An 18631-nucleotide genomic window follows, 5' to 3' on the forward strand; every position below is an offset into this window, starting at 1 on the left:
ACCCCAACCCCACCCCTGAACGGAACGTCCGCACCATGGCCCTCCCCGCCATCACCCCCTACCCGATGCCGACACCCGACGAGCTGCCCGCGAACCGCGTCGACTGGCAGGTCGACCCGTCCCGCGCCGTGCTGCTCGTCCACGACCTGCAGAACTACTTCCTCTCGGCGTACGACCGCACGGCACCCCCCGTCCCGGAACTCCTGTCACACGTAACCGAGTTGAAGAGACGGGCCGCCCGTTTCGCCATCCCGGTGGTGCACACCGCACAGCCGGGCGGCCAGTCCCCCGCCGAGCGCGGCCTCCAGCAGGACTTCTGGGGCCCGGGTCTGCCCGACGACGCGGAGGCGGCGGCGATCGCGCCGGAGATCGGCCCGGCACCGGCCGAGACGGTCCTCACCAAGTGGAAGTACAGCGCTTTCGTCCGCACGGACCTCCTGGAGCGCCTACGCGAACAGGGCCGCGACCAACTGATCATCACCGGCATCTACGCCCACATCGGCGTCCTGATGACGGCGTGCGACGCGTGGATGCAGGACATCCAGGCGTTCGTGGTGGCCGACGCGGTGGCGGACTTCTCGGCGGACGACCACGCGATGGCGCTGCGGTGGGCGGCGGGGAAGTGCGCGGTGGTGACGACGACGGAGGAGGTGTTCGCCGCCGACGTCCACTAGGACGCCGTCTTCTTGGCACCCTGGCCCGAATGGGCGTCGAGGGCGGCCGTGAGCTGATCGAGCCGCGTGCGCAGGTCCCGGACATCATCGAGGGAGAGCTCGGTGGAGTCGGCGAGGGCGCGGGGCACGGCGACGGCCTTCTCGCGCAGCGCACGCCCCGCCTCCGTGAGCCGCACCGTGACGGAGCGCTCGTCCTCGGCGCTCCGCCGCCGCTCGACGTGCCCGGCCGCTTCGAGCCGCTTGAGCAGCGGCGAGAGGGTGCCCGAGTCGAGCCGCAGCCGCTCACCGATCTTCTTGACGGCCAGCTCGTCGTGCTCCCACAGGACGAGCATGACCAGGTACTGCGGGTAGGTCAGGCCGAGGTCCTTGAGCAGGGTCCGGTAGACCGCGTTGAAGGCGCGGGCGGCGGCGTGCAGCGAGAAGCAGATCTGCTGATCGAGCCGGAGAAGGTCCTCGTCGTCCATGACGCAAGGCTACAGCGCACCACCACTTGGACAATTAAGTTGTGCACAACTAAATAGCGTGCAACACTCACCCTCGTAGGCCAGCCAGCCACAACGATGAGAACGGGATGATCCCCATGGACGCGCTGTACACCGCAGTAGCCACCGCCAACGGCCGCGAGGGCCGGGCCGTCAGCTCCGACGGCAAGCTCGACCTGCCGCTCGGCTTCCCGAAGGCGCTGGGCGGCAACGACCAGGGCACGAACCCGGAGCAGCTCTTCGCGGCCGGGTATGCCGCGTGCTTCGCGAGCGCGATGGGCAGCATCGCGCGCCAGGAGAAGATCGACGTGTCGGACGTGTCGGTGACGGCGGAGGTCAGCATCGGCAAGGACGAGACGGACGGCGGCTTCGGCCTCTCGGTGGTCATGCGGGCGGAACTCCCGGACCACCTGCAGGGCGCGCCGGGCGAGGAGCTGCTGCGCAAGACGCACGCGTTCTGCCCGTACTCGAAGGCGACGCGAGGCAACATCCAGGTGGACCTGGTGATCGAGTAGCGCGCGCTTGCGGCGGACCCGAGCAAGCCTTGAGGTAAGGGTCATACCCTGACTGCGATCACTACATTTCCGCACTGCTCGCGCACACTGCCACGCAAGGAGTCGATCGCATGAGTGACCTCATCCGCCTGCCGGGCGAGGGCCGCAAGCTGGTCACGAAAGCGCAGGAAGTGACCTTCAAGGCCACCGGGGCACAGGGCTCGTCGTCGTCGATCTTCGAGGTGGTGGTCCCGCCCGGTTTCGACACGGGCGGCCACTACCACGAGGAGGCGGAGGAATTCTTCTACATCCTGGAGGGCGAGCTGGAACTCCTCGCCTTCGAGCCGGCGGAACGTACGGACGACTGGCTGGACTGGGAGTCCGCCGACGGCGACAGGGTGGTCCGCGCCCCGGCGGGCAGCAGCATGTTCGTCCCGCCCAACACGCCCCACGCGTTCCGCAACGCCACGGACAGCCCGGTCCGGATGCTGTTCCAGAGCAACCCTTCGCCGGAGCACGAGGCGTACTTCGAGGAGATAGCGGAGATCTGGTCGGCGGGCGGCGACTCGGTGGACCCGGAGGCGGTACGCCGCATGCGCACCCGCTACGACGTCAAACAGATCACCCCGATGCGCTTCGCCCCACCGCCGACGACCCCCGTCGCCTGACGCCACACGAAGGCCGTCGCCCCCCACGAGCAACCCCGGGGGGCCGACGGCCGCACCCTCATCCGCTACCCTGTCCAGGGACCGCTCCCAGCGGTCCACGCAGGACCCCGCCTTCGTAGCTCAGGGGATAGAGCACCGCTCTCCTAAAGCGGGTGTCGCAGGTTCGAATCCTGCCGGGGGCACGGTTTTGGTCAGGGCAAAGGCCCCGGTATCCGCAGGTCAAGCGGTTGCCGGGGCCTTTCTCATGCCCTCCGCGTGCACTTTGACTTCGGTCTCGCGCACTCTGACTACAGTCTTGCTACGCGAGCGCGGCCCCTAAATGGCCCCTAAACGATCACCGCGTTTGCGCAGGTCGCGCGGGCCGTGAACGTAGACCGCCCCCCATGTGCGGCATGGGGGGCGGCCGCCAGCAGTAGGCGACCCCGGCCAGGGCATGCACCTCCCGACCTGGTACCGCCCGCCCCCAGGGCCCGGGGATGGGGACGGGCGGCCGGCGGCGTGGGGCCGTCCATAGACCCGCCGCCGTCACCCGTACCGCCGTCCTCCAAGAGCGGCACGGGAGCCTGGTGACCACCCGCTAGGTCGGGCTGGTCCTCTGCCGGGCCTCGGCCCGAGCCGCCTGCAGCGCGGGACTCTCCGGCTGCACCGGGCAGCGGCACGGGCAGTCCTGCACGGCGCCGATGACCAGATCGCCGCCCCCGCGGATGCTGACCCACGTCGTGAGCTCGCAAGCGTGGGGCCACTCGGGGCGTACCCGCCAGCAGGCGCAGCAGGCACGGCGTGCACGGCACCGGCACAGGCTTGATCGGGTTCGTCGGGGTGTCGGTCACCGGCGCGCCTCCTCGCCGGGCGTGGGAGGCTCTGGCCCCTGCAGCACGGTGTGCACCGCGCGTAGAGCCCGACGCATCCGTTCCCCGTCTTCGCACTCCTCAGTGCGGCAGGCGAAGCAACCGAGCTGGTGCTTCCGGAGCATCCCGTCCACGATCTGCGAGGCCGCCTCCGGGCTGAAGACCCAGACGGTTGGCACACTCACCGGGCACCCGCCCGTCGCGGGTCGCGGGCCATGTGGATGAGCGCGGCGACGGACGGAACGGCACACAGGTCGCCGACGATGCGGGGCCGCACAGCCCAGTACAGGCCAGTCGGACCGGTGAGGTCGGCGGCCGGGACGGACAGGAACTGCCCGGTGCCCAGCATCGGAGCCTCGCGGTATTCCTGCATCCACGTATGTGTGTTGCTGGGCTCGACCAGCGCGTAGTACTGGTTCTGCGGCCGGTTGTGGATGACCGGTCCGTCGAGCAGTTCGGCGAACATCCTGGTCACGACATCCTGGTCGTCAGTCCCGGCTGCGACATGGACGAGGTGCCCGGGCAGGTACACCGAGTTGAACCGCTTCCCCAGCGGTAACAGAGCGATGCCCGTTTCCGCCCACTCCTTGTGCGCCTGCTCCGGCGCTGCCTGAGCGCGCGCCAGCCAGTCGAAGGCACCGAGGCCGTCTCTCGTCATCAGGACGCCCCCACGCAGCCGCATGTCCTTTTAGTCCACACCTGGCCGGTCTCGTCGCGCACCGTCCCGCTGGGCACGAGGACGCGTGAGGCTGCCCCGCAATCCCAGCACGCCGGCCCGTGCAGGCGAGCGATGCTCACCTCGGCCACGGAGACGTCGGTCTCCTCGATCGTGTCACTCATCTGGTAGCCCCTGCTCTGTCAGGTCGATGCACAGATCATGGGCGCCCGGGGGCGGGGCCAGGGATACAGGCTGTATCCCCTCGGATTCGCTCAACCGGGTTGCGTCAGACGGCGCCGACCCAGACGGCGAACTGGTGGAGAGACTCCTCGTCAGTACGCTTCAGCCGCTCCAGCGTCGCCACGGTCTCTCGTGCCCACGGGTGCTCGCGCGTGTGCTGAGGAGCGATTGAGCGCGCCACCTTCAGCGACTCGAACGCGTCATCCATCCGACCGCCCCACATCTGTGCACGAGCCAGCTCGATCCAGAAGCCTGACCGCCGCTCAGCCGGAATGTTCGCGGACGGCGTCCACTTCCGGGCCACCGCGAACGCTTGGCCGACGTGGTCCTGGCCCAGGCCCACGGCGACGGATAGCTCGTGAATACGCACAGACTCCGGGCCAAACGCCGTGCCCCGGTAGATGCCCTCCCGGATGCTGGCGCTAAGGCGGCGGGCCTCGGCGAGGTGGGTCTCCGCGGTGGCGGCGTCGCCGTCCCGTCCGGCGATGACGGCGGCGCGCATGTGCAGCGCGCCGCTGGCGGCCGCCGTGCTCTCGTCAGTGACGGCCGGGGCCCCGTCAATGGCGGTCTCCAGTGCGCGCGTACCTGCGGTGTGAGCGCGGGCTGTGAAGAACGTTTCGGTCCGGACGTAGGCAACGGACGTGCCGACGAGCGGGTCCTCCGTGTACGGGGCGGCCCACCGCATCAACTCGATCAGCCGAGCCGACAGGTCGCGGGCACCGTACTTGTAGGCGACAGCGTCCGCCGAGCGGGCCGTCGCCACCAGCAGGCCGGCGGCTTCCCGTTGGTCGCTCGCGGCGTGGAAGACGGCGAGCGCGTCGGCGAGGAGGCCGGCGGCGTGCTGCGCGATCCGGCCGTACTGAGCTGCGAGGCGCCAGTTCACGGCTTCGCTGACGGCCACATGCAGCTCGGCGGCAGTTCGCTGGGCCGGGATGATCGACACGTCGTAGGTGGCCAGCGCCGCGGAGATGCGGGGCAGTGCCGCGTGCACGCGGGTCTCTGTGCCGGTGAACGTCGACAGCAGCCGGGTCGGGTCGACGCCGAGTGCGACCGCGATCGATTCGAGCGCGGCGTCGCTGGGCTGCCGCTTGCCCTGCTCGATGGCCTTGATCATGGGCAGGGACAGATAGGACTCACGCGCGAGCTGAGACTGGAACATGCGTTTCGTCTTGCGCAGGACAGCGATCCGCTTACCCAGCCCGCTTTCATCAAGTGCGGGCATGCTGCCTCCAGTTCGAGGTGTTCTCTTCGAACCGTACCCGCGTGATCACGCTTAGGTACGCGAACGGCCGCCTTCCATCAGGAGGAGGGGCCGTTTCGTCCGCCGTTCAGGCGCTGAGAGCGGCGACAAGGTCCGTAAGCGAGTCGATCCGGTAGTCCGCGGTCGCCGCGACCTGCGGATCGTCAGCCCACAGGTAGCCCCATGGGCCACGGCGTAGATGCGCGGCGCGCAGACCAGCGCGAGCGGCTGGCAGCGTGTCGTTCTGCGGATGGTCGCCGACGTACAGAACCTCTTCAGCGGGGACGCCCGCCTCGGTGACGAGCCGCTCGAAGAACTCCGGGGCGGGCTTGGCCACGCCCCACTCTCCTGAGGTCGCGATCAGGTCCGCAGGCAGGTCGAGAGCCCGTAGCAGGCCGGCGGCCTTCGTGGTCTGGTTGCCCGCGATGATGACGCGAAACCCCGCCTGCCGGAGCGCGGCGAGTGCAGGCCTGACGTCCTCGTACACGTCTCTCTCGTCGAGCTGCTCACCGCAGCCTGCCGCCTCACGGGCCTGGTACTCGGCAGTCAGGTCAGCGTGGGGCCGGATGAGGCGCAGTGCCTCGGCATTGTCCTTTCCCTGCGCGACGACGGCGCCGACCAGCGCTGAGACGGTGTGGCGTGGGATGCCAAGCCAGTCGGCCCACGAGGTCCAGTAGCGGTCGTCACGGACGAGGGTCTCGCCTACGTCGAATGCGATGGTGCGGATCATCCGGCGACCCTAGTGCGTTCTGCTTGAACGGACCTTGACTGGTGCGTCACCGCGGTGTGCATGTGAGCCGATGATGCCTGCGACGACGCCCCATGTGCCGGCCATCTGCCACGCTCCCGTCGCGCAGGGTGGGGGATGGAGTGCTCCGGCAGGGTCGCCTAGGAGAGGATCAACCTCACGTGGCTGATGGCGTACCAGGCGGCGATGACCAGGCCCCGCGGGTACTCGCCGGTGAGGCCACCTCACAGGAATGCCGCACACCCGGATCACCTGGTCGATACGCCCGGTCCTCTTCCTGCCCCTCGCCCACAGGAAAGCCTCCGAACTCCCAGCCTGTACATACGACTTCAAGCCTCAGTGGCCAGACTGAGTTACAACTTTCTCTACTGGTTCAAGGTGGCTCGCTCCGCTCCCCGCGCGCGTCCTGACTCCCCGGGCCGCCGCTCCTGTCTCCGCCCCGGTCCACCTAGCCGCGCGACAAGAGCTGGCGGCCAACTGACCTCAGAGGACGGGTACATCGCGGCTGGGGCGGTCGGTTCCATGGCTCCAGGCAGCCACTTCGGGGCGAGCCTCTAGGAATCGGGTCGCTACGCAACGTGACAGGGATGTGGCGTCCTACTTTTGCGACGCCGATCGGCGACCAGGCGGCGTCTATGCGGCCACACCCAGGAACTCGGCCAACGGGCTTAGCCCCGCCGGGTGGTTGGGGAGTGACCACAGGTCACGCACGATGGCTACGGCCAGCGTGTGGTGTTGCATCCAGGTCGGAGCCACCCGGCGCAGCGATTCCAGGGACTTCACGGCCTCTGCCGCGTTCCCGAGATCCGTATGGGCTCGGGCGACATCCAGGAGCAGCCACGTCCGCCAGGACGGAGGCGTGTCCTTGCTCAGCCGCATCCCCGCGGCCAGCCCCAGGGCTTCCTCGGGACGGCCGTACTGAACGGCCAGCCGGACGCGCTCAATACGCACGGACGACGGGCTGAACACGCTGACCATGCGGCTGTCGCCGCCCTCCGGCAGCTTGGCCACGCGCGCGGTTTCGTTCTCGGCCTGTGCCATCAACGCTGCCGCCCGCTCATAGTCGTTGCTGCGCGCGGCCGACGTGGCGGCGGACATGGTGAGCGCACCCCAGACCTTCAAGCCGTCGGCAGTGCCCGTGTGCCGACTCTCCTTGATGTCGTCCGCCGCGTGCAGGGCAATGCTCAGGGCGTCTCCGAGACGACCCTGCCGCTGGTAGGTCCACGCAACGGAGTTGACGATCATGGGGCGCAGCAAGGCGTCGGACGATCGCCCCGCGGCGTCTATGGCGCGCTCCAGGCTGATGAGCGCGAGGTCCGTCTTCCCCATGCGTACGGCGACGTGCCCGGCGAGTTGGAGGGCCTTGCCCAGTGCCGCGTAACCGGCGTCACGGTCGTCGTCGTTGCTCGACGCCGCGGCCGTCCGCGCATCCGCGATCAGGTCCGGCAGTGCCTTCATCACCGTGTCGAACTCGGCAGAGTGGTACTGGGTCCATCCTTCCGCGATCCGCTCGCGCAGAGCGTGCAGCGAGAAGCCGGGCTCCGGCGGCTTCGGCTCCGGGCCCCACAACGCCGGCATGATGGCGCGGCGCACCGCCACGAAGCGCGGCCCGTCGTTCTCTCCTGTCGCGGAGACGGCTGGAGGATCCCCGAGGAGCGTCGTCAGTTCCACGCCGAGGCCGTTCGCCAGGGCGTGCAGAGTCGGCAGGCGCGCCGAGTGCTTACGCCGTTGCTCGAGCTGCCGGATCACATCGACGGATACGTCGGAGCGCTCGGCCAGGTCCTCTTGGGTCAGGGAGGCCAGGCGGCGCAGACGTCGCAGAGTTCGCCCAAGGTCGTCGTTTGCCACGCCGTCACGGTACGCCGAACCTACGGTCGAGGATGGCTTGGCCATGCCCTCGGCCCCTGCCCCTCATACGGCCAAGTCACCGCCTCCGCAGTGCTGATGAAGCCTGTACCGGACTGGATCAGTAGCTGCGATACTGACCCGGCGCTGGACCGAGCCCGGAAGGGCCGTCGTGTTGTCGGGCATGGTCACAATTCCCAGGGGGGCAAGTGGCGGTTGTCAAAGAGTTGATCTGCTTGGCTAATTCTCGGAAACACCTTGGGCGGTGTATCGCCGGAATAGACGTCGAGTCGAACGCTTGGGTGCGGCCTGTCAGCAGTCGACAGACTCACGAGGTCTCGGCCGCGGAAAGGCAGTACCGGGACGGCACGGAGCCGCAGATACTCGACGTCGTGTCCTTGCGGCTTCTCAGGCCGAAAAGGTTCGGGTTCCAGACCGAGAACTGGATCCTCGACCCCAGTAGCCAGTGGGTGAAGAAGGGGCGGATCGGGTGGGGCGCGCTGTGCCGTCTGGAGCAGAAGACCAAGCGCTTATGGATAAACAGCGAGGACAGCAGCAGAAAGGGGAAGAACGACCGGGTCGCGGTGGAGCAAGAGTTCGTGCTGGTGAACTCGCTCAAGTTGATTCGGGTCGGCTCCGTCACCATTGAGGTGGATCGACCCTATGACGTGAACAAGGAACTTGAAGTGCGGGCCAAGTTCCGCCATGAGGGATCCACGTACATTCTCAAGGTGACCGACGCCGTGTACGAGGAGCGGTTTCGGGCACTGGGCGTGGGAAGTTACGAGTTGTCCGAGTCTTTCCTGACCGTGAGCCTGGGCGAAGAGTTTAAGGGCCACTTCTATAAGATGGTGGCGGCCATAATCGAGCGTCGCACGACAGAACCGGGCAGCGACAGATGAGCTCCGACATGCTGATGACCATCGGGCACTCCAACCACGATCTCGACACGTTGGTCGGTTTGCTGCGGCAGAACGGCGTCACCGCCGTCGCGGACGTCCGGTCCGTCCCCGCCAGCCAGTTCGCTCCGCATTTCAACCGGAAGTCCCTTGAGCCCGCGCTGCAGGCGACAGGCATCAAGTACGTCTTCCTCGGCGAGGAGCTCGGCGCGCGCACGGACGACATGAGCTGTTATGTGGACGGGCGGGTGCAGTACGGGCGACTCGCTCAGACCCGCAAGTTCCGGGAAGGCATCGAGCGCCTGGCCAAGGGCGCGGTGACCGAGCGGATCGCCATCATGTGCACCGAGGGCGAACCCTTGAACTGCCACCGCACCGTGCTCGTTTCGCGGGTGCTCGCGGAGGGCGGTGCGGTCGTTCAGCACATTCACGGTGACGGGCGGGTGGAGAGTCACGACTCGGCGATGGAACGGCTCATGGCCAAGTTCGGGCTCGCGGAGCCGGAGTTGTTCCGCACGCCGGACGAGCGTCTCGACGAGGCGCTGAGCCGTCAGGAAGAGCGCATCGCGTACGTCAGACAGGACTCACCTGACGACACCGACCGGACGGCGGACGTATGAAGATCTACACGATCGGCTTCACGAAAAAGCCCGCGGAGAAGTTCTTCGGCCTGCTGAAGACGTCCGGCGCCTCGACCCTCGTCGACGTCCGGCTCAACAACGTCTCGCAGCTGTCGGGCTTCGCCAAGCGCGACGACCTCAAGTACTTCCTCGGCGAGCTCTGCGGAATGGCGTACGTTCATCGGCCCGACCTGGCGCCGACGCAGCCCATCCTGGACGATCTCAAGAAGCACGGTTCCGGCTGGGCGGCCTACGAGGAGAAGTTCCTGGGCCTTATGGCACAGCGGAGCGTGTCGGAGACCGTCCCTCAGGAATTGATCACCAATGCGGTTCTGCTCTGCAGCGAGCATGAACCGCACGAGTGTCATCGTCGACTGGTCGCGGAGTATCTGGCGGAGCGGTGGGGCGGCGCGACGATTGAGCACCTGGTCTGACGCCGGCGCCCGGCGTACGCAGGCTAGTTGACGTTGTGCGTGGGGTAGACCTGCACGTCGGCGGCGATGCCCTTGATCGCGCCGGCGCCCGCGGGCCACTTCAGGGTCACGGTGTGGGTCTCGTTGGGGGGCGTCACCAGGATGTGGGTGGGGTCGGACATGCTTTCGCCGCTGTGGTCGATGTCGTAGGCCAGGTTGGCGACGGCGGCCTGACCGGGCTTCAAGGTCGTGACCCGCGGCTGGGCCTGACCGCGCTGGGTGGAGCTGGAGGTGCCGTCGGCGTCCTTGATGTCGACGCCCGGGAAGCCCGTCGCCGAGCAGGTCTTCGAGCCACGGTTGACCATGGTGATGTCGATGCGGCCGGTGTTCTCGTCCGGCGCGGCGTCCCGCGCGTCGATCGCCAGGTCCGCGGTCCTGCAGAACGTGATCCTGGCGCCGGCCTTCTGCGCGTTGCCCGCCGCCTCGGCCTTGATGTCCTCGCCGGAACCGCCCTTCGAGGCGGCGGAAGAGGAGGACGAGTTCGAGGCCGCGGAGCCCTTGGAGGACGTGCCCGAGCCGGAGTCCTGGCCCCCGCAGGCGGTGAGCGAGAGGGCTGCGGCGACGGTGACGGCGGCGAGAGCGGTGAGGCGGGTCTTCTTCATGGTGTCCCCCGGGGGAGTAGCGGCTGTCCGTGCGGTCTGAACTATTTGTAGCTCGCACGGAGTTACAGCCGGTCTCCCACGACGTCTTCGTTCCGTCACGGCCGCTGCCCGCATGGCCCTCGCGCTGCCCTTAACGGCCCTCTCGGGGTCACCTCCGGCCGCTCAAGGGGGCCGTAGGGCGTAGCCGGAGCCGGAGCAGGCCGGAGCGCGAGAGTCACGCCTCGTCTCTAGCGGTGTCGTTCAGGGGTGTGGACGTGATGATGCCCGACTTCAGTTGGGCCCTTAAGTCCTCTATCTCCCTCTGCATCGACCTGAGCTGACCGTACGTCTCGAAGAGGTAGCGCGCTTTCGTGCGGAGGGTGAGGGGGTCGATCGGTTTCAGGGCCACGTCCGCCACGCCCAGGCGGAACGCCGCCGCCGAGATCTCCCTGCTGACGTCGAAGCCCGTCAGGAGGACGATCGGTATGGCGCGGGTCTGTTCCAGGCGGCGGACGTAGCGGACCACGTCCAGGCCGCTCACGCCCGGCATGCGGACGTCCAGGAGGATCAGGCCCACGTTCCCGCGGAGGATCACGCGCAGGGCGTCGTCGCCGTTGGAGGCGCTCACCAAGGGGTAGCCGAGCGGGGCCAGCGCACTCTCCAGCGCGAACAGGGTGTCCTTGTGGTCGTCTACGACCAGGATCACTGAGTTGTTCAGCATGGACGCAGGCCCCCTCTGTCAGTAACCACGCTAAACCGACACCTGGGCGTGTAATCCCCGTGTCACCACACGGGCCATAACTATGCTCATGACCGCAGTATCTTCAGCAACGGAGAAAAATGCGCCCCCCTTCCGGCACACAACTCCCTTGCTCAGGTACGGATACGGACCCCGTGGCGCGTCCGCATGCGGTGGAGCTCCCACAGGGCCACCGCCGTCACGGACACCGGACCGCCGAGAATCGCGCTCCACTGTGCCAGTGGCGGACCGTGCGGCAGCCCGCCGTCCAGTGCCACGCTGCAGAGCATCAGCTCCCAGACGAGTACGACGGTGAGTGCCGCCGGGAGCGCCGCGTGCACGTTCGCCGTGTTGAAGGCGTACCGCGCCGCGTACGCCGAGGCGAAGGCCAGGAACGGGAGCAGCCAGATCAGGCCGATCAGGAGGGCGAGCGCCACCAAGCCGTTCAGGAGCGTGCCGTAGTTCTGCTTGAGGAGCAGGGCGCTGCCCGCAAGGATCAGGGCGACGCCGATCAGGATTCCCACGTACCAGGCCACCGCCTTCAGCGGTGCGCCCAGGCGGGAGCGGAGGACGTGCCGCTGGTCGGCGGGTGCGTAACGGATGAACGCCAGCACCACCAGCGGACCCGTGAGAATCAGGAGGAGTGGCGCCAGGATCAGCTTCACCACGCCGTCGTTGGCCACGCCGCTCCAGCCGTCGTCCGCCCCGTACGTGTAGATCAGGTACAGGGTCGCCGTCGCGCCCGCGATCGCGCGCCACAGCTGGACCCGCGTCACCAGGCTGTCCTCCACCCGGCCCGCGCCCGGCCTGTTGAACAGCGCCTCCGCCCTGCGGCGGGCGGAACGGATCACCGGGATCAGCGGGGAGACGAAGAGGAAACCCCAGAGCGTCCGGCGGCGCCGGGGAGGCTGGGGCTGAGGGTAGGGGTATGGCGGTGGTGGGGGCTGGGGTGTGTACGGGGGCTGGGGATACGTGGGTGGTGCGTAGGGGGACGGCGTCCCGCCTCCCTGTGGCCGGCCGTTCGTCGGGTCCCAGCCCTGGTATCCCCCGTGTGCCACTTGTCTTCCTCATCTTTCCGGTTCCGAGCTTCCCTGGACCGCCCTGATGCTTCTGAGCGCGCGCAGTTTACTGGCCTGAAAGATGTTCGCCGGAGTACGACGGACTACGGAGGTATCGCCGTGCGGAAACCCATGCCGATTCCAGGTCCCGCGTTACGTGACGACGGTGGCGTCGGGGCCATCTCGGACGCGGGTGGCCTGCATCTCTACCAGCTCTGGCTGCACGCCGAGTACGGCGGCGTCGTGCGGTTCCAGTTGCCGGGGGCCGGAGTCGCCGTGTCCGTCTCCGATCCGCTGGTGCTGGAGCAGACCGCTCGCGTCGACGAGCGGCCCGCTTCCCTCTTCGCGTTCCTCGAACCCTTCTGCCAAGCCGGGAACCTCCAGGTCATCGGGGCCGAGGAGCATGCGCCCTGGCGGCGCGTGCTGTTGGAGACACTCGCCGGACGGCCCTCCCACGAACGGCACTTCGGGGAGTTCGTCTCTCTGGTGGAGGGGCTCGCCGAGCGGTGGGGTGGTGCCGGTGCTGGTGCCGGTGCCGGTGCCGGTGCTGGTGCGGGCCAACCAGCCGTTCTTCTTCAGAAGGAACTGACCGCGCTCTCTCTGCGCATGATCTGCGCCTACGCCCTGGGTGGCGCCGGCAGTGACGCCGTCGACGCCGAGAAGGTCGTCGACGCCTTCGAAGTCGTGCTCAGCGAGGACGACGGTACGACGCGGGCCTCCCTCGCCCTCGACTACCTGCGTTCCACCGTCGACCGCGTCATCGCCGCACGGGAGGAGAGCGGCCAGGGCGCCGACCGGAGCGACCTCATCCGCGCCCTCCTCGCCGCCGGCACCTCCCCCGCCCGCATCCGCGACACCGTCATGGTGATCATGCTCGCCGCCCACCACACCACAGGCGTCGCCGTCTCCTGGACCCTGCACCTGCTGGGGCGCCACCCCGAGGTCGCCGAGCGTGTCGCCGCCGAACTCGACCGCGTCCTCGGCGACCGGTCGGCGCCCGACTACGGCGACCTGCGCGAGCTCACGTACCTGGACATGGTCCTGAAGGAATCCATGCGGCTCTATCCGCCCGGGCCCTACGGAGCCCGCGAGACCGCCGAGGACATGGTGCTCGACGGCGCCGACGGCACGTACGAGGTCCCCGCAGGCACCACCGTCTTCTATCCCTTCTGGGCCGTGCACATGAACCCCGACCACTGGCCCGAGCCCGAGAAGTTCCGGCCCGAGCGGTTCACCCCGGAGGCCGTGGCGGGGCGGTCGCGGTTCGCCTACGTTCCCTTCGGGCTCGGGCCGCGCAGCTGCGAGGGTGCCGGGCTCGCCATGGTCGAGGCCCAGTTGACGCTGGCCGTGCTGCTCAAGCGGTTCAGGTTCCGGCCCGTGGAGGGGCACGAGGTGACGCCCGTCGAACGGTTCGTGCTGTGGGCCGCCGACGACATCCCGATGGTCGTCACCCCGCGCGACGGCGCGTGAGAACGGCCCTCAGACCTCAGTGAAGGTCTTCGCCGTACACGCGGTCCACCGTCATCGTCATCAGCACCCTGCGGTCGGCCACCATCACCGCCCGGTACTCGTCCCAGTCCGGGTGCTCACCCGCCGCCAGGCGGTAGTAGCGCACCAGGGCCTCCACCTCGGGGCCCTCGGGGTCGGTGCCCGGGCCCGTCAGGGTCGCCGTGCCCTCGACGGTCGCCCACGAGCGGCCGTCGGGGCCGGTGACCTCCAGCGTGGCGCGCGGGTCCCTGCGCAGGTTCGCCGTCTTGGCGCGGCCCTCGGTCATCGATACGTGGACGACGTCCGCCTCGGTGTCGTAGAAGGGCATGACGGGCGAGAGCTGGGGGCGGCCGTCCTTCTTGATCGTGGCGAGTACGCCGAGACGGGATGCCGCGAGCAGCGTGCGGGGGTCGTAGGCGGATCCGGGGGCGCGGGTTTCGGACACGGGACCTCTCCGAGGGTGGGGTCGGGCCGCGGTTCCGCGGCCCCTCCTCATCAGCAAGCCGTACCCGGTCCCAGTAATTCCCCCGCGGGGGCGCCGCGTTGTGCGGACGCCACCGCCACCTATGCTGCGCGCCAAGCCGCACACAGCACCGCCAGGAGACCCGGGGGACCATGACCACGAACGACATCGGCACCGGCACCGGCACCGCAGCCGAAGGCAGCACCCACACCCCCTCCCCCCTCCGCCTCCCCGCCTTCCGCCGCTTCGTCCTCGCCCAGCTCGTCTCCGCGACCGGATCCGCGATGGCGCCCCTCGCCCTCGCCTACGCGGTGATCGGCGCGGGCGGCGGTGCCGGTGCGCTCGGGCTCGTGCTGGCCACCAGCACCGTGCCGACCGTCGCCTTCCTGCTCGTCGGCGGTGTCCTCGCCGACCGGCTGTCCCGGAGCCGGCTGCTGTTCCTCGGCAATCTGCTCGCCGCCGCCGGGCAGGGCGCCCTCGCTCTCGTGGTCGCCGCCGGGCACGCGAGCACCGGAACCATCGCGGCCTGCGGGTTCGTGTCCGGCGTGGCGATCGCCTTCACGACGCCCGCCGCGCAGGGCGTGGTCACCCGGCTCGTACCGGCGCACCAGCTCCAGCAGGCCAACGCCCTGCTCCGGCTGCCCACCAACGCCGTCAAGGTCGTCGGACCCGTGGCCGGAGGTCTCGTCGTCGCCGTGAGCGGGCCCGCCTGGGCGCTCGGCTTCGACGCGCTGACGTTCGGCGTCGCGGCCCTGCTGTTGCTGGGACTGCGGCTCGGTGCGCCCGTCGCCAAGGGCAGTGCTCTCGCCGATCTGCGGGAGGGCTGGTCCGGCTTCTGGTCGCGGACGTGGCTGTGGACGTACACGGCCGCCGGGACCGTGCTCGTCGCCGCCTGGCTCGCGGGCTACCAGCTGCTCGGGCCCGTCGTCACCGAGCAGGAGTACGACGGGGCCCGCACGTGGGGGTTGGTCCAGGGCGCTTTCTCGTCGGGGCTCCTCGCCGGGACCGTGGTGTGTCTGCGGTGGAAGCCGGAGCGGCTGCTCGTCGTCGCGGTCAGCGCGAGCTCCGGGCTCGCGCTGCCCCTCGCGGCGCTCGCGCTGGGGCTGCCGCTGCCCTGGCTGCTGCTGTCCGCCGTGCTGGCCGGCATCACGCTGGACGTCGCGGGCGTCACCTGGGTCACCGCATTTCAACAGAACGTGCCCGACGCGGAGTTGGGGCGGATGAGCTCGTTCAACCAGGTCGGTGAGCGGCTCGCCGTTCCGCTCGGGTACCTCGTCGTCGCGCTCGTCTCGTCCGCGTTCGCGGACCGGTCCGTCCTCGCCGTCTGTACGGGGATCATCGTCGCCGCCACGCTCCTGAACCTGTGCGTCCGGGACGTCCGCAGAATCAGGCGGGCGCCGTCGCGCAACGGCGGAACGCGGCTCGAAACACGTAACCGCGAACGTACGCCGAACAGTTGATGCTTTGACGTTATCGCCGAATGACATCGGTACGAACACGCCCCGTTCCCCGAATACTCGTCCCCGACCGGAAGCCGCACCCGCAGGCCTCCGGTCCCGGCGGCCCGGACATCCCGGGCGTACCGGCTACCGGCCTTTCCCCGGAAGGGACACCCCCATGAACAGATCCCGCATCAGCCTCCTCGCCGCCCTCGGCTCGGCCGCGCTCGTCGCCTCGCTGGCCGCCGCGCCGTCCGCGCTCGCGGCCCCGGCCGCCGAGACGGTCAAGCCCTCGTCGACGTACGCCACGTCGTCGTACGTGGGCTCCGCGGAGGAGCAGGCCGCCAACAAGAAGTTCTTCGACGCCGTCATGAAGTCGGCGCTGAAGAAGCAGGCGGCGAAGCCCGGCATCCAGGTCGTGACCGTCACCTACAACACCAGCCGGGCGCCCAGTTTCCGCAGCCAGATAGCCCAGAGCACGCAGATCTGGAACTCCTCGGTCAGCAACGTGAAGCTGCAGGAGACCAGCTCGACCGGTAACTTCCAGTACCGCGAGGGCAATGACTCGCGTGGCTCGTACGCCTCCACGGACGGGCACGGCCGCGGGTACATCTTCCTGGACTACCGGCAGAACCAGCAGTACAACTCGACGCGTGTGACGGCGCACGAGACGGGTCACGTGCTCGGTCTTCCCGACCACTACTCGGGTCCCTGCAGCGAGCTGATGTCCGGCGGCGGTCCCGGCACGTCCTGCACCAACGCGTACCCGAACGCGCAGGAGCGGTCCCGGGTCAACCAGCTCTGGGCGAACGGCCTCACCGCCTTCAAGGACAAGGGTGCGCTGACCAAGGTCCGCTGATCCTCGTCGGCCGCGCGCGGTCTCCCCACCGCGCGCACGAGCGGACTGTTACGTACCGCTAACGGCTCCCGGGCCAACCCGGCCGCGTGCGGCGCGCTCTCCTCCGGCATGGGTACACATGCTCAGCGGAAGAAGCCGCGTCGCCGCGGCCGGCGACGGATCGTGGACTACCCGCGCGTCGGAAGGAGCGGCGTCCGGCGCTGGCTCCCGTCGTGGCGCCAGCTCCTCGGCGCGGTGGGGTTCCTCTTCACCTCCGTGGCCATCCTCTTCGTCTGCGTGTACGTCAGCGTGGACATCCCCGACGAGAACGCGGCGGCCCGCCGCGAGGCCAACGTCTACTACTGGTCCGACGGATCGCAGATGGTCAGCACCGGCGAGATCAACCGGCAGAACGTCGAGCTGAACCAGATCGCGCCGTCCGCCGTCGACGCGGTGATCGCCGCCGAGAACGAGACCTTCTACGACGACGCCGGGGTCTCCCTCAAGGGTCTGGCCCGCGCCACCGTGAACATGGCACGCGGCCGTGAGACGCAGGGCGGCTCCACCATCACCCAGCAGTACGTGAAGAACACCTACCTCTCGCAGGACCAGACGGTCACGCGGAAGGTCAAGGAGTTCGTCATCGCCCTGAAGGTGGACCGCAAGAAGAGCAAGGGCGAGATCCTCAAGGGGTATCTCAACACCAGCTGGTTCGGGCGGGGCGCCAACGGGATCGAGGCCGCGGCCCGCGCCTACTACGGCATCCCCGCGAAGGAGCTGAACCCCAGCCAGGGCGCGCTGCTCGCCGCCATGCTGAAGGGCGCCGACCTGTACGACCCGGCGGTCAGCGCCGCCAACCACGAGCGGGCGCGGCAGCGCTGGGCGTGGATCCTGGACCGGCAGGTCGCGGTCGGGCTGATGACGAAGAAGGAGCGGGCGAAGTACCGGACGTTTCCCGAGCCCCGGAGCCGGTCGCGCTCCACCAGCCTCGGCGGCCAGACCGGCTATCTCGTCGACGTCGCCAACCGGTACCTCAAGCAGCAGACCGGGCTGACCGACGAGGAGCTCGCGCGCGGCGGATACAAGATCCACACCACGTTCGACAGGACCAAGGTGCGCGGCCTGGAGCAGGCGGTGCGGCGCGTCGTCGCCCGCGACCTCGACCCCAGGAAGCGGGCGGCCGACCGGCACGTGCAGGTCGGCGCGGCGTCCGTGCGGCCCTCCGACGGGGCGCTCGTCGCGCTCTACGGCGGGCCCGACGCCACCACGCACTTCACCAACAACGCCGACACGTCGGGCGTCCCCGTGGGCTCGGCGTTCAAGCCGTTCGTGCTGGCGGCGGCGCTGCAGTACGGGGTGTCGGAGCAGAACGTCGCGGCCGACAGCCACTACGCGGCGGACGGGGTCCTGCGCCGGGCAGACGGCGAGCCCCACCCGGACCGGCCGACGCTGCGCGAGGCGCTCGTCTCCGGCGGCAACGCCACGTACGTACGCCTCGGCAAGGACGTCGGGCAGGACACGGTGCGCAGGACCGCGGTCGCGGCCGGGCTGCTGCGGCAGAGCATGGCCCGCCTGGAGCCGACGTTCTCGATCGGCACGTCGACACCGAGCGCGATCCGCATGGCCGCCGCGTACGGGACGTTCGCCAACGACGGCGTCCAGCGCGACCCGTACTCGGTCACGAAGGTCGTCAAGGACGGTGAGCCGCTGTCCGGCCTCGCGCCTCCCTCCTCGCGGCGCGCGCTCGACCCGCAGGTGGCCCAGGAGGTCGCCGACGCCCTGCGCACGGCGGGAAAGCGCATGGGGGTGGACGTCGCGGCGGGGCGCACGGGCGATCAGGACCGCCTCAGGTCGGCCTGGTTCGCGGGCTTCTCGAAGGACCTGTCGACGGCGGTGACGCTGTTCCGGCTGCGGCCCGGCGAGCCGCAGCTGCTGCCCCTGTCGGGGGTGGCGGGGAAGAAGTCGGAGCGCGGCAACGTGCTGCCGCCGCGGATCTGGCGGGAGTACGAGGGGTAGGCCCCGGCACGGGCGATACCGGTGGGGCCGGTGCGCCCTGCGCGCTCCCCCGCGCTCCCTGTGTGCGCGGTCCTCCCCCTGCCTCACCTTGCAGCCCAGGCGCCTTTGGCCGCGCCCGCA

At 69.3% G+C, this 18631-nt stretch carries 19 protein-coding genes and 1 tRNA gene; 11 read left to right on the plus strand and 9 right to left on the minus strand.

Translation table 11 applies throughout. From position 1 onward, the window contains the following. The first annotated feature begins 35 nt into the window (after positions 1-35). Positions 36-674 carry an isochorismatase family protein gene (locus DEJ49_RS15165; RefSeq protein ID WP_150184613.1) on the plus strand — a complete coding sequence of 213 codons (639 nt, stop codon included), beginning with the start codon at positions 36-38 and terminating at the stop codon, positions 672-674. On the opposite strand, the gene DEJ49_RS15170 is transcribed toward DEJ49_RS15165, so the two are convergent. Further along, complete coding sequence (locus tag DEJ49_RS15170; RefSeq protein WP_150184614.1) at positions 671-1138, minus strand: MarR family winged helix-turn-helix transcriptional regulator; 468 nt, start codon at positions 1136-1138, stop codon at positions 671-673. The genes DEJ49_RS15165 and DEJ49_RS15170 overlap by 4 nt on opposite strands. A gap of 116 nt (positions 1139-1254) precedes the next feature. Here DEJ49_RS15170 and DEJ49_RS15175 point away from each other — a divergent pair, with 116 nt between their 5' ends. The 3 genes from DEJ49_RS15175 to DEJ49_RS15185 all read left to right on the plus strand — a co-directional run bounded on the left by DEJ49_RS15175 (position 1255) and on the right by DEJ49_RS15185 (position 2500). Next, positions 1255-1671 carry an organic hydroperoxide resistance protein gene (locus DEJ49_RS15175; RefSeq protein WP_150188253.1) on the plus strand — a complete coding sequence of 139 codons (417 nt, stop codon included), beginning with the start codon at positions 1255-1257 and terminating at the stop codon, positions 1669-1671. A 110-nt stretch (positions 1672-1781) separates the two neighbouring features. Then, positions 1782-2318 carry a cupin domain-containing protein gene (locus tag DEJ49_RS15180; protein ID WP_150184615.1) on the plus strand — a complete coding sequence of 179 codons (537 nt, stop codon included), beginning with the start codon at positions 1782-1784 and terminating at the stop codon, positions 2316-2318. Between the two features lie 109 nt (positions 2319-2427). After that, a tRNA-Arg gene (locus DEJ49_RS15185) sits at positions 2428-2500 on the plus strand. An 847-nt stretch (positions 2501-3347) separates the two neighbouring features. Here the strand turns inward: DEJ49_RS15185 and DEJ49_RS15190 are convergent. The 4 genes from DEJ49_RS15190 to DEJ49_RS15205 all read right to left on the minus strand — a co-directional run bounded on the left by DEJ49_RS15190 (position 3348) and on the right by DEJ49_RS15205 (position 7900). Further along, positions 3348-3824, minus strand: a complete 477-nt coding sequence (locus tag DEJ49_RS15190) for a hypothetical protein (RefSeq protein ID WP_150184616.1) — start codon at positions 3822-3824, stop codon at positions 3348-3350. Between the two features lie 286 nt (positions 3825-4110). Beyond that, positions 4111-5286 carry a helix-turn-helix domain-containing protein gene (locus DEJ49_RS15195; RefSeq protein ID WP_150184617.1) on the minus strand — a complete coding sequence of 392 codons (1176 nt, stop codon included), beginning with the start codon at positions 5284-5286 and terminating at the stop codon, positions 4111-4113. 106 nt (positions 5287-5392) lie between these two features. Further along, on the minus strand, positions 5393-6034 hold the full coding sequence (locus DEJ49_RS15200) for an HAD family hydrolase (protein WP_150184618.1): 642 nt from the start codon (positions 6032-6034) through the stop codon (positions 5393-5395). Positions 6035-6685: 651 nt separating this feature from the next. Beyond that, complete coding sequence (locus tag DEJ49_RS15205) at positions 6686-7900, minus strand: helix-turn-helix domain-containing protein (RefSeq protein WP_150184619.1); 1215 nt, start codon at positions 7898-7900, stop codon at positions 6686-6688. A gap of 206 nt (positions 7901-8106) precedes the next feature. Between DEJ49_RS15205 and DEJ49_RS15210 the strand changes: the two genes are divergently transcribed. The 3 genes from DEJ49_RS15210 to DEJ49_RS15220 are packed head-to-tail and all read left to right on the plus strand — an operon-like array spanning position 8107 to position 9850. Continuing rightward, positions 8107-8799: a dual OB domain-containing protein gene (locus tag DEJ49_RS15210; RefSeq protein ID WP_150184620.1), complete on the plus strand. Its 693-nt coding sequence runs from the start codon at positions 8107-8109 to the stop codon at positions 8797-8799. Further along, on the plus strand, positions 8796-9416 hold the full coding sequence (locus DEJ49_RS15215) for a DUF488 family protein (RefSeq protein ID WP_150184621.1): 621 nt from the start codon (positions 8796-8798) through the stop codon (positions 9414-9416). Before DEJ49_RS15210 ends, DEJ49_RS15215 begins: the two co-directional genes overlap by 4 nt. Beyond that, complete coding sequence (locus tag DEJ49_RS15220) at positions 9413-9850, plus strand: DUF488 family protein (RefSeq protein WP_150184622.1); 438 nt, start codon at positions 9413-9415, stop codon at positions 9848-9850. The genes DEJ49_RS15215 and DEJ49_RS15220 overlap by 4 nt, the downstream gene beginning before the upstream one ends. Before the next feature lie 23 nt (positions 9851-9873). Here DEJ49_RS15220 and DEJ49_RS15225 read toward each other — a convergent pair whose 3' ends face one another. The 3 genes from DEJ49_RS15225 to DEJ49_RS15235 all read right to left on the minus strand — a co-directional run bounded on the left by DEJ49_RS15225 (position 9874) and on the right by DEJ49_RS15235 (position 12060). After that, entirely contained in the window at positions 9874-10491 is a 618-nt protein-coding gene (locus DEJ49_RS15225) for a DUF4232 domain-containing protein (RefSeq protein WP_150184623.1), read from the minus strand. Between the two features lie 214 nt (positions 10492-10705). Continuing rightward, positions 10706-11191, minus strand: a complete 486-nt coding sequence (locus tag DEJ49_RS15230; protein WP_150184624.1) for a two-component system response regulator — start codon at positions 11189-11191, stop codon at positions 10706-10708. Positions 11192-11343: 152 nt separating this feature from the next. Then, complete coding sequence (locus tag DEJ49_RS15235) at positions 11344-12060, minus strand: hypothetical protein (protein ID WP_150184625.1); 717 nt, start codon at positions 12058-12060, stop codon at positions 11344-11346. 339 nt (positions 12061-12399) lie between these two features. Here DEJ49_RS15235 and DEJ49_RS15240 point away from each other — a divergent pair, with 339 nt between their 5' ends. Beyond that, positions 12400-13737: a cytochrome P450 gene (locus DEJ49_RS15240; protein WP_150184626.1), complete on the plus strand. Its 1338-nt coding sequence runs from the start codon at positions 12400-12402 to the stop codon at positions 13735-13737. Positions 13738-13753: 16 nt separating this feature from the next. Here DEJ49_RS15240 and DEJ49_RS15245 read toward each other — a convergent pair whose 3' ends face one another. After that, complete coding sequence (locus DEJ49_RS15245) at positions 13754-14200, minus strand: PPOX class F420-dependent oxidoreductase (protein WP_223832845.1); 447 nt, start codon at positions 14198-14200, stop codon at positions 13754-13756. A gap of 170 nt (positions 14201-14370) precedes the next feature. Between DEJ49_RS15245 and DEJ49_RS15250 the strand changes: the two genes are divergently transcribed. The 3 genes from DEJ49_RS15250 to DEJ49_RS15260 all read left to right on the plus strand — a co-directional run bounded on the left by DEJ49_RS15250 (position 14371) and on the right by DEJ49_RS15260 (position 18511). Continuing rightward, complete coding sequence (locus tag DEJ49_RS15250) at positions 14371-15678, plus strand: MFS transporter (RefSeq protein WP_150184628.1); 1308 nt, start codon at positions 14371-14373, stop codon at positions 15676-15678. Between the two features lie 157 nt (positions 15679-15835). Further along, on the plus strand, positions 15836-16516 hold the full coding sequence (snpA, locus tag DEJ49_RS15255) for a snapalysin (protein WP_150184629.1): 681 nt from the start codon (positions 15836-15838) through the stop codon (positions 16514-16516). Between the two features lie 108 nt (positions 16517-16624). Then, on the plus strand, positions 16625-18511 hold the full coding sequence (locus DEJ49_RS15260; RefSeq protein ID WP_150184630.1) for a transglycosylase domain-containing protein: 1887 nt from the start codon (positions 16625-16627) through the stop codon (positions 18509-18511). Positions 18512-18631 lie beyond the last annotated feature (120 nt).

The sequence above is a fragment of the Streptomyces venezuelae genome (genome assembly GCF_008642335.1).
GTDB lineage: Bacteria > Actinomycetota > Actinomycetes > Streptomycetales > Streptomycetaceae > Streptomyces > Streptomyces venezuelae_F.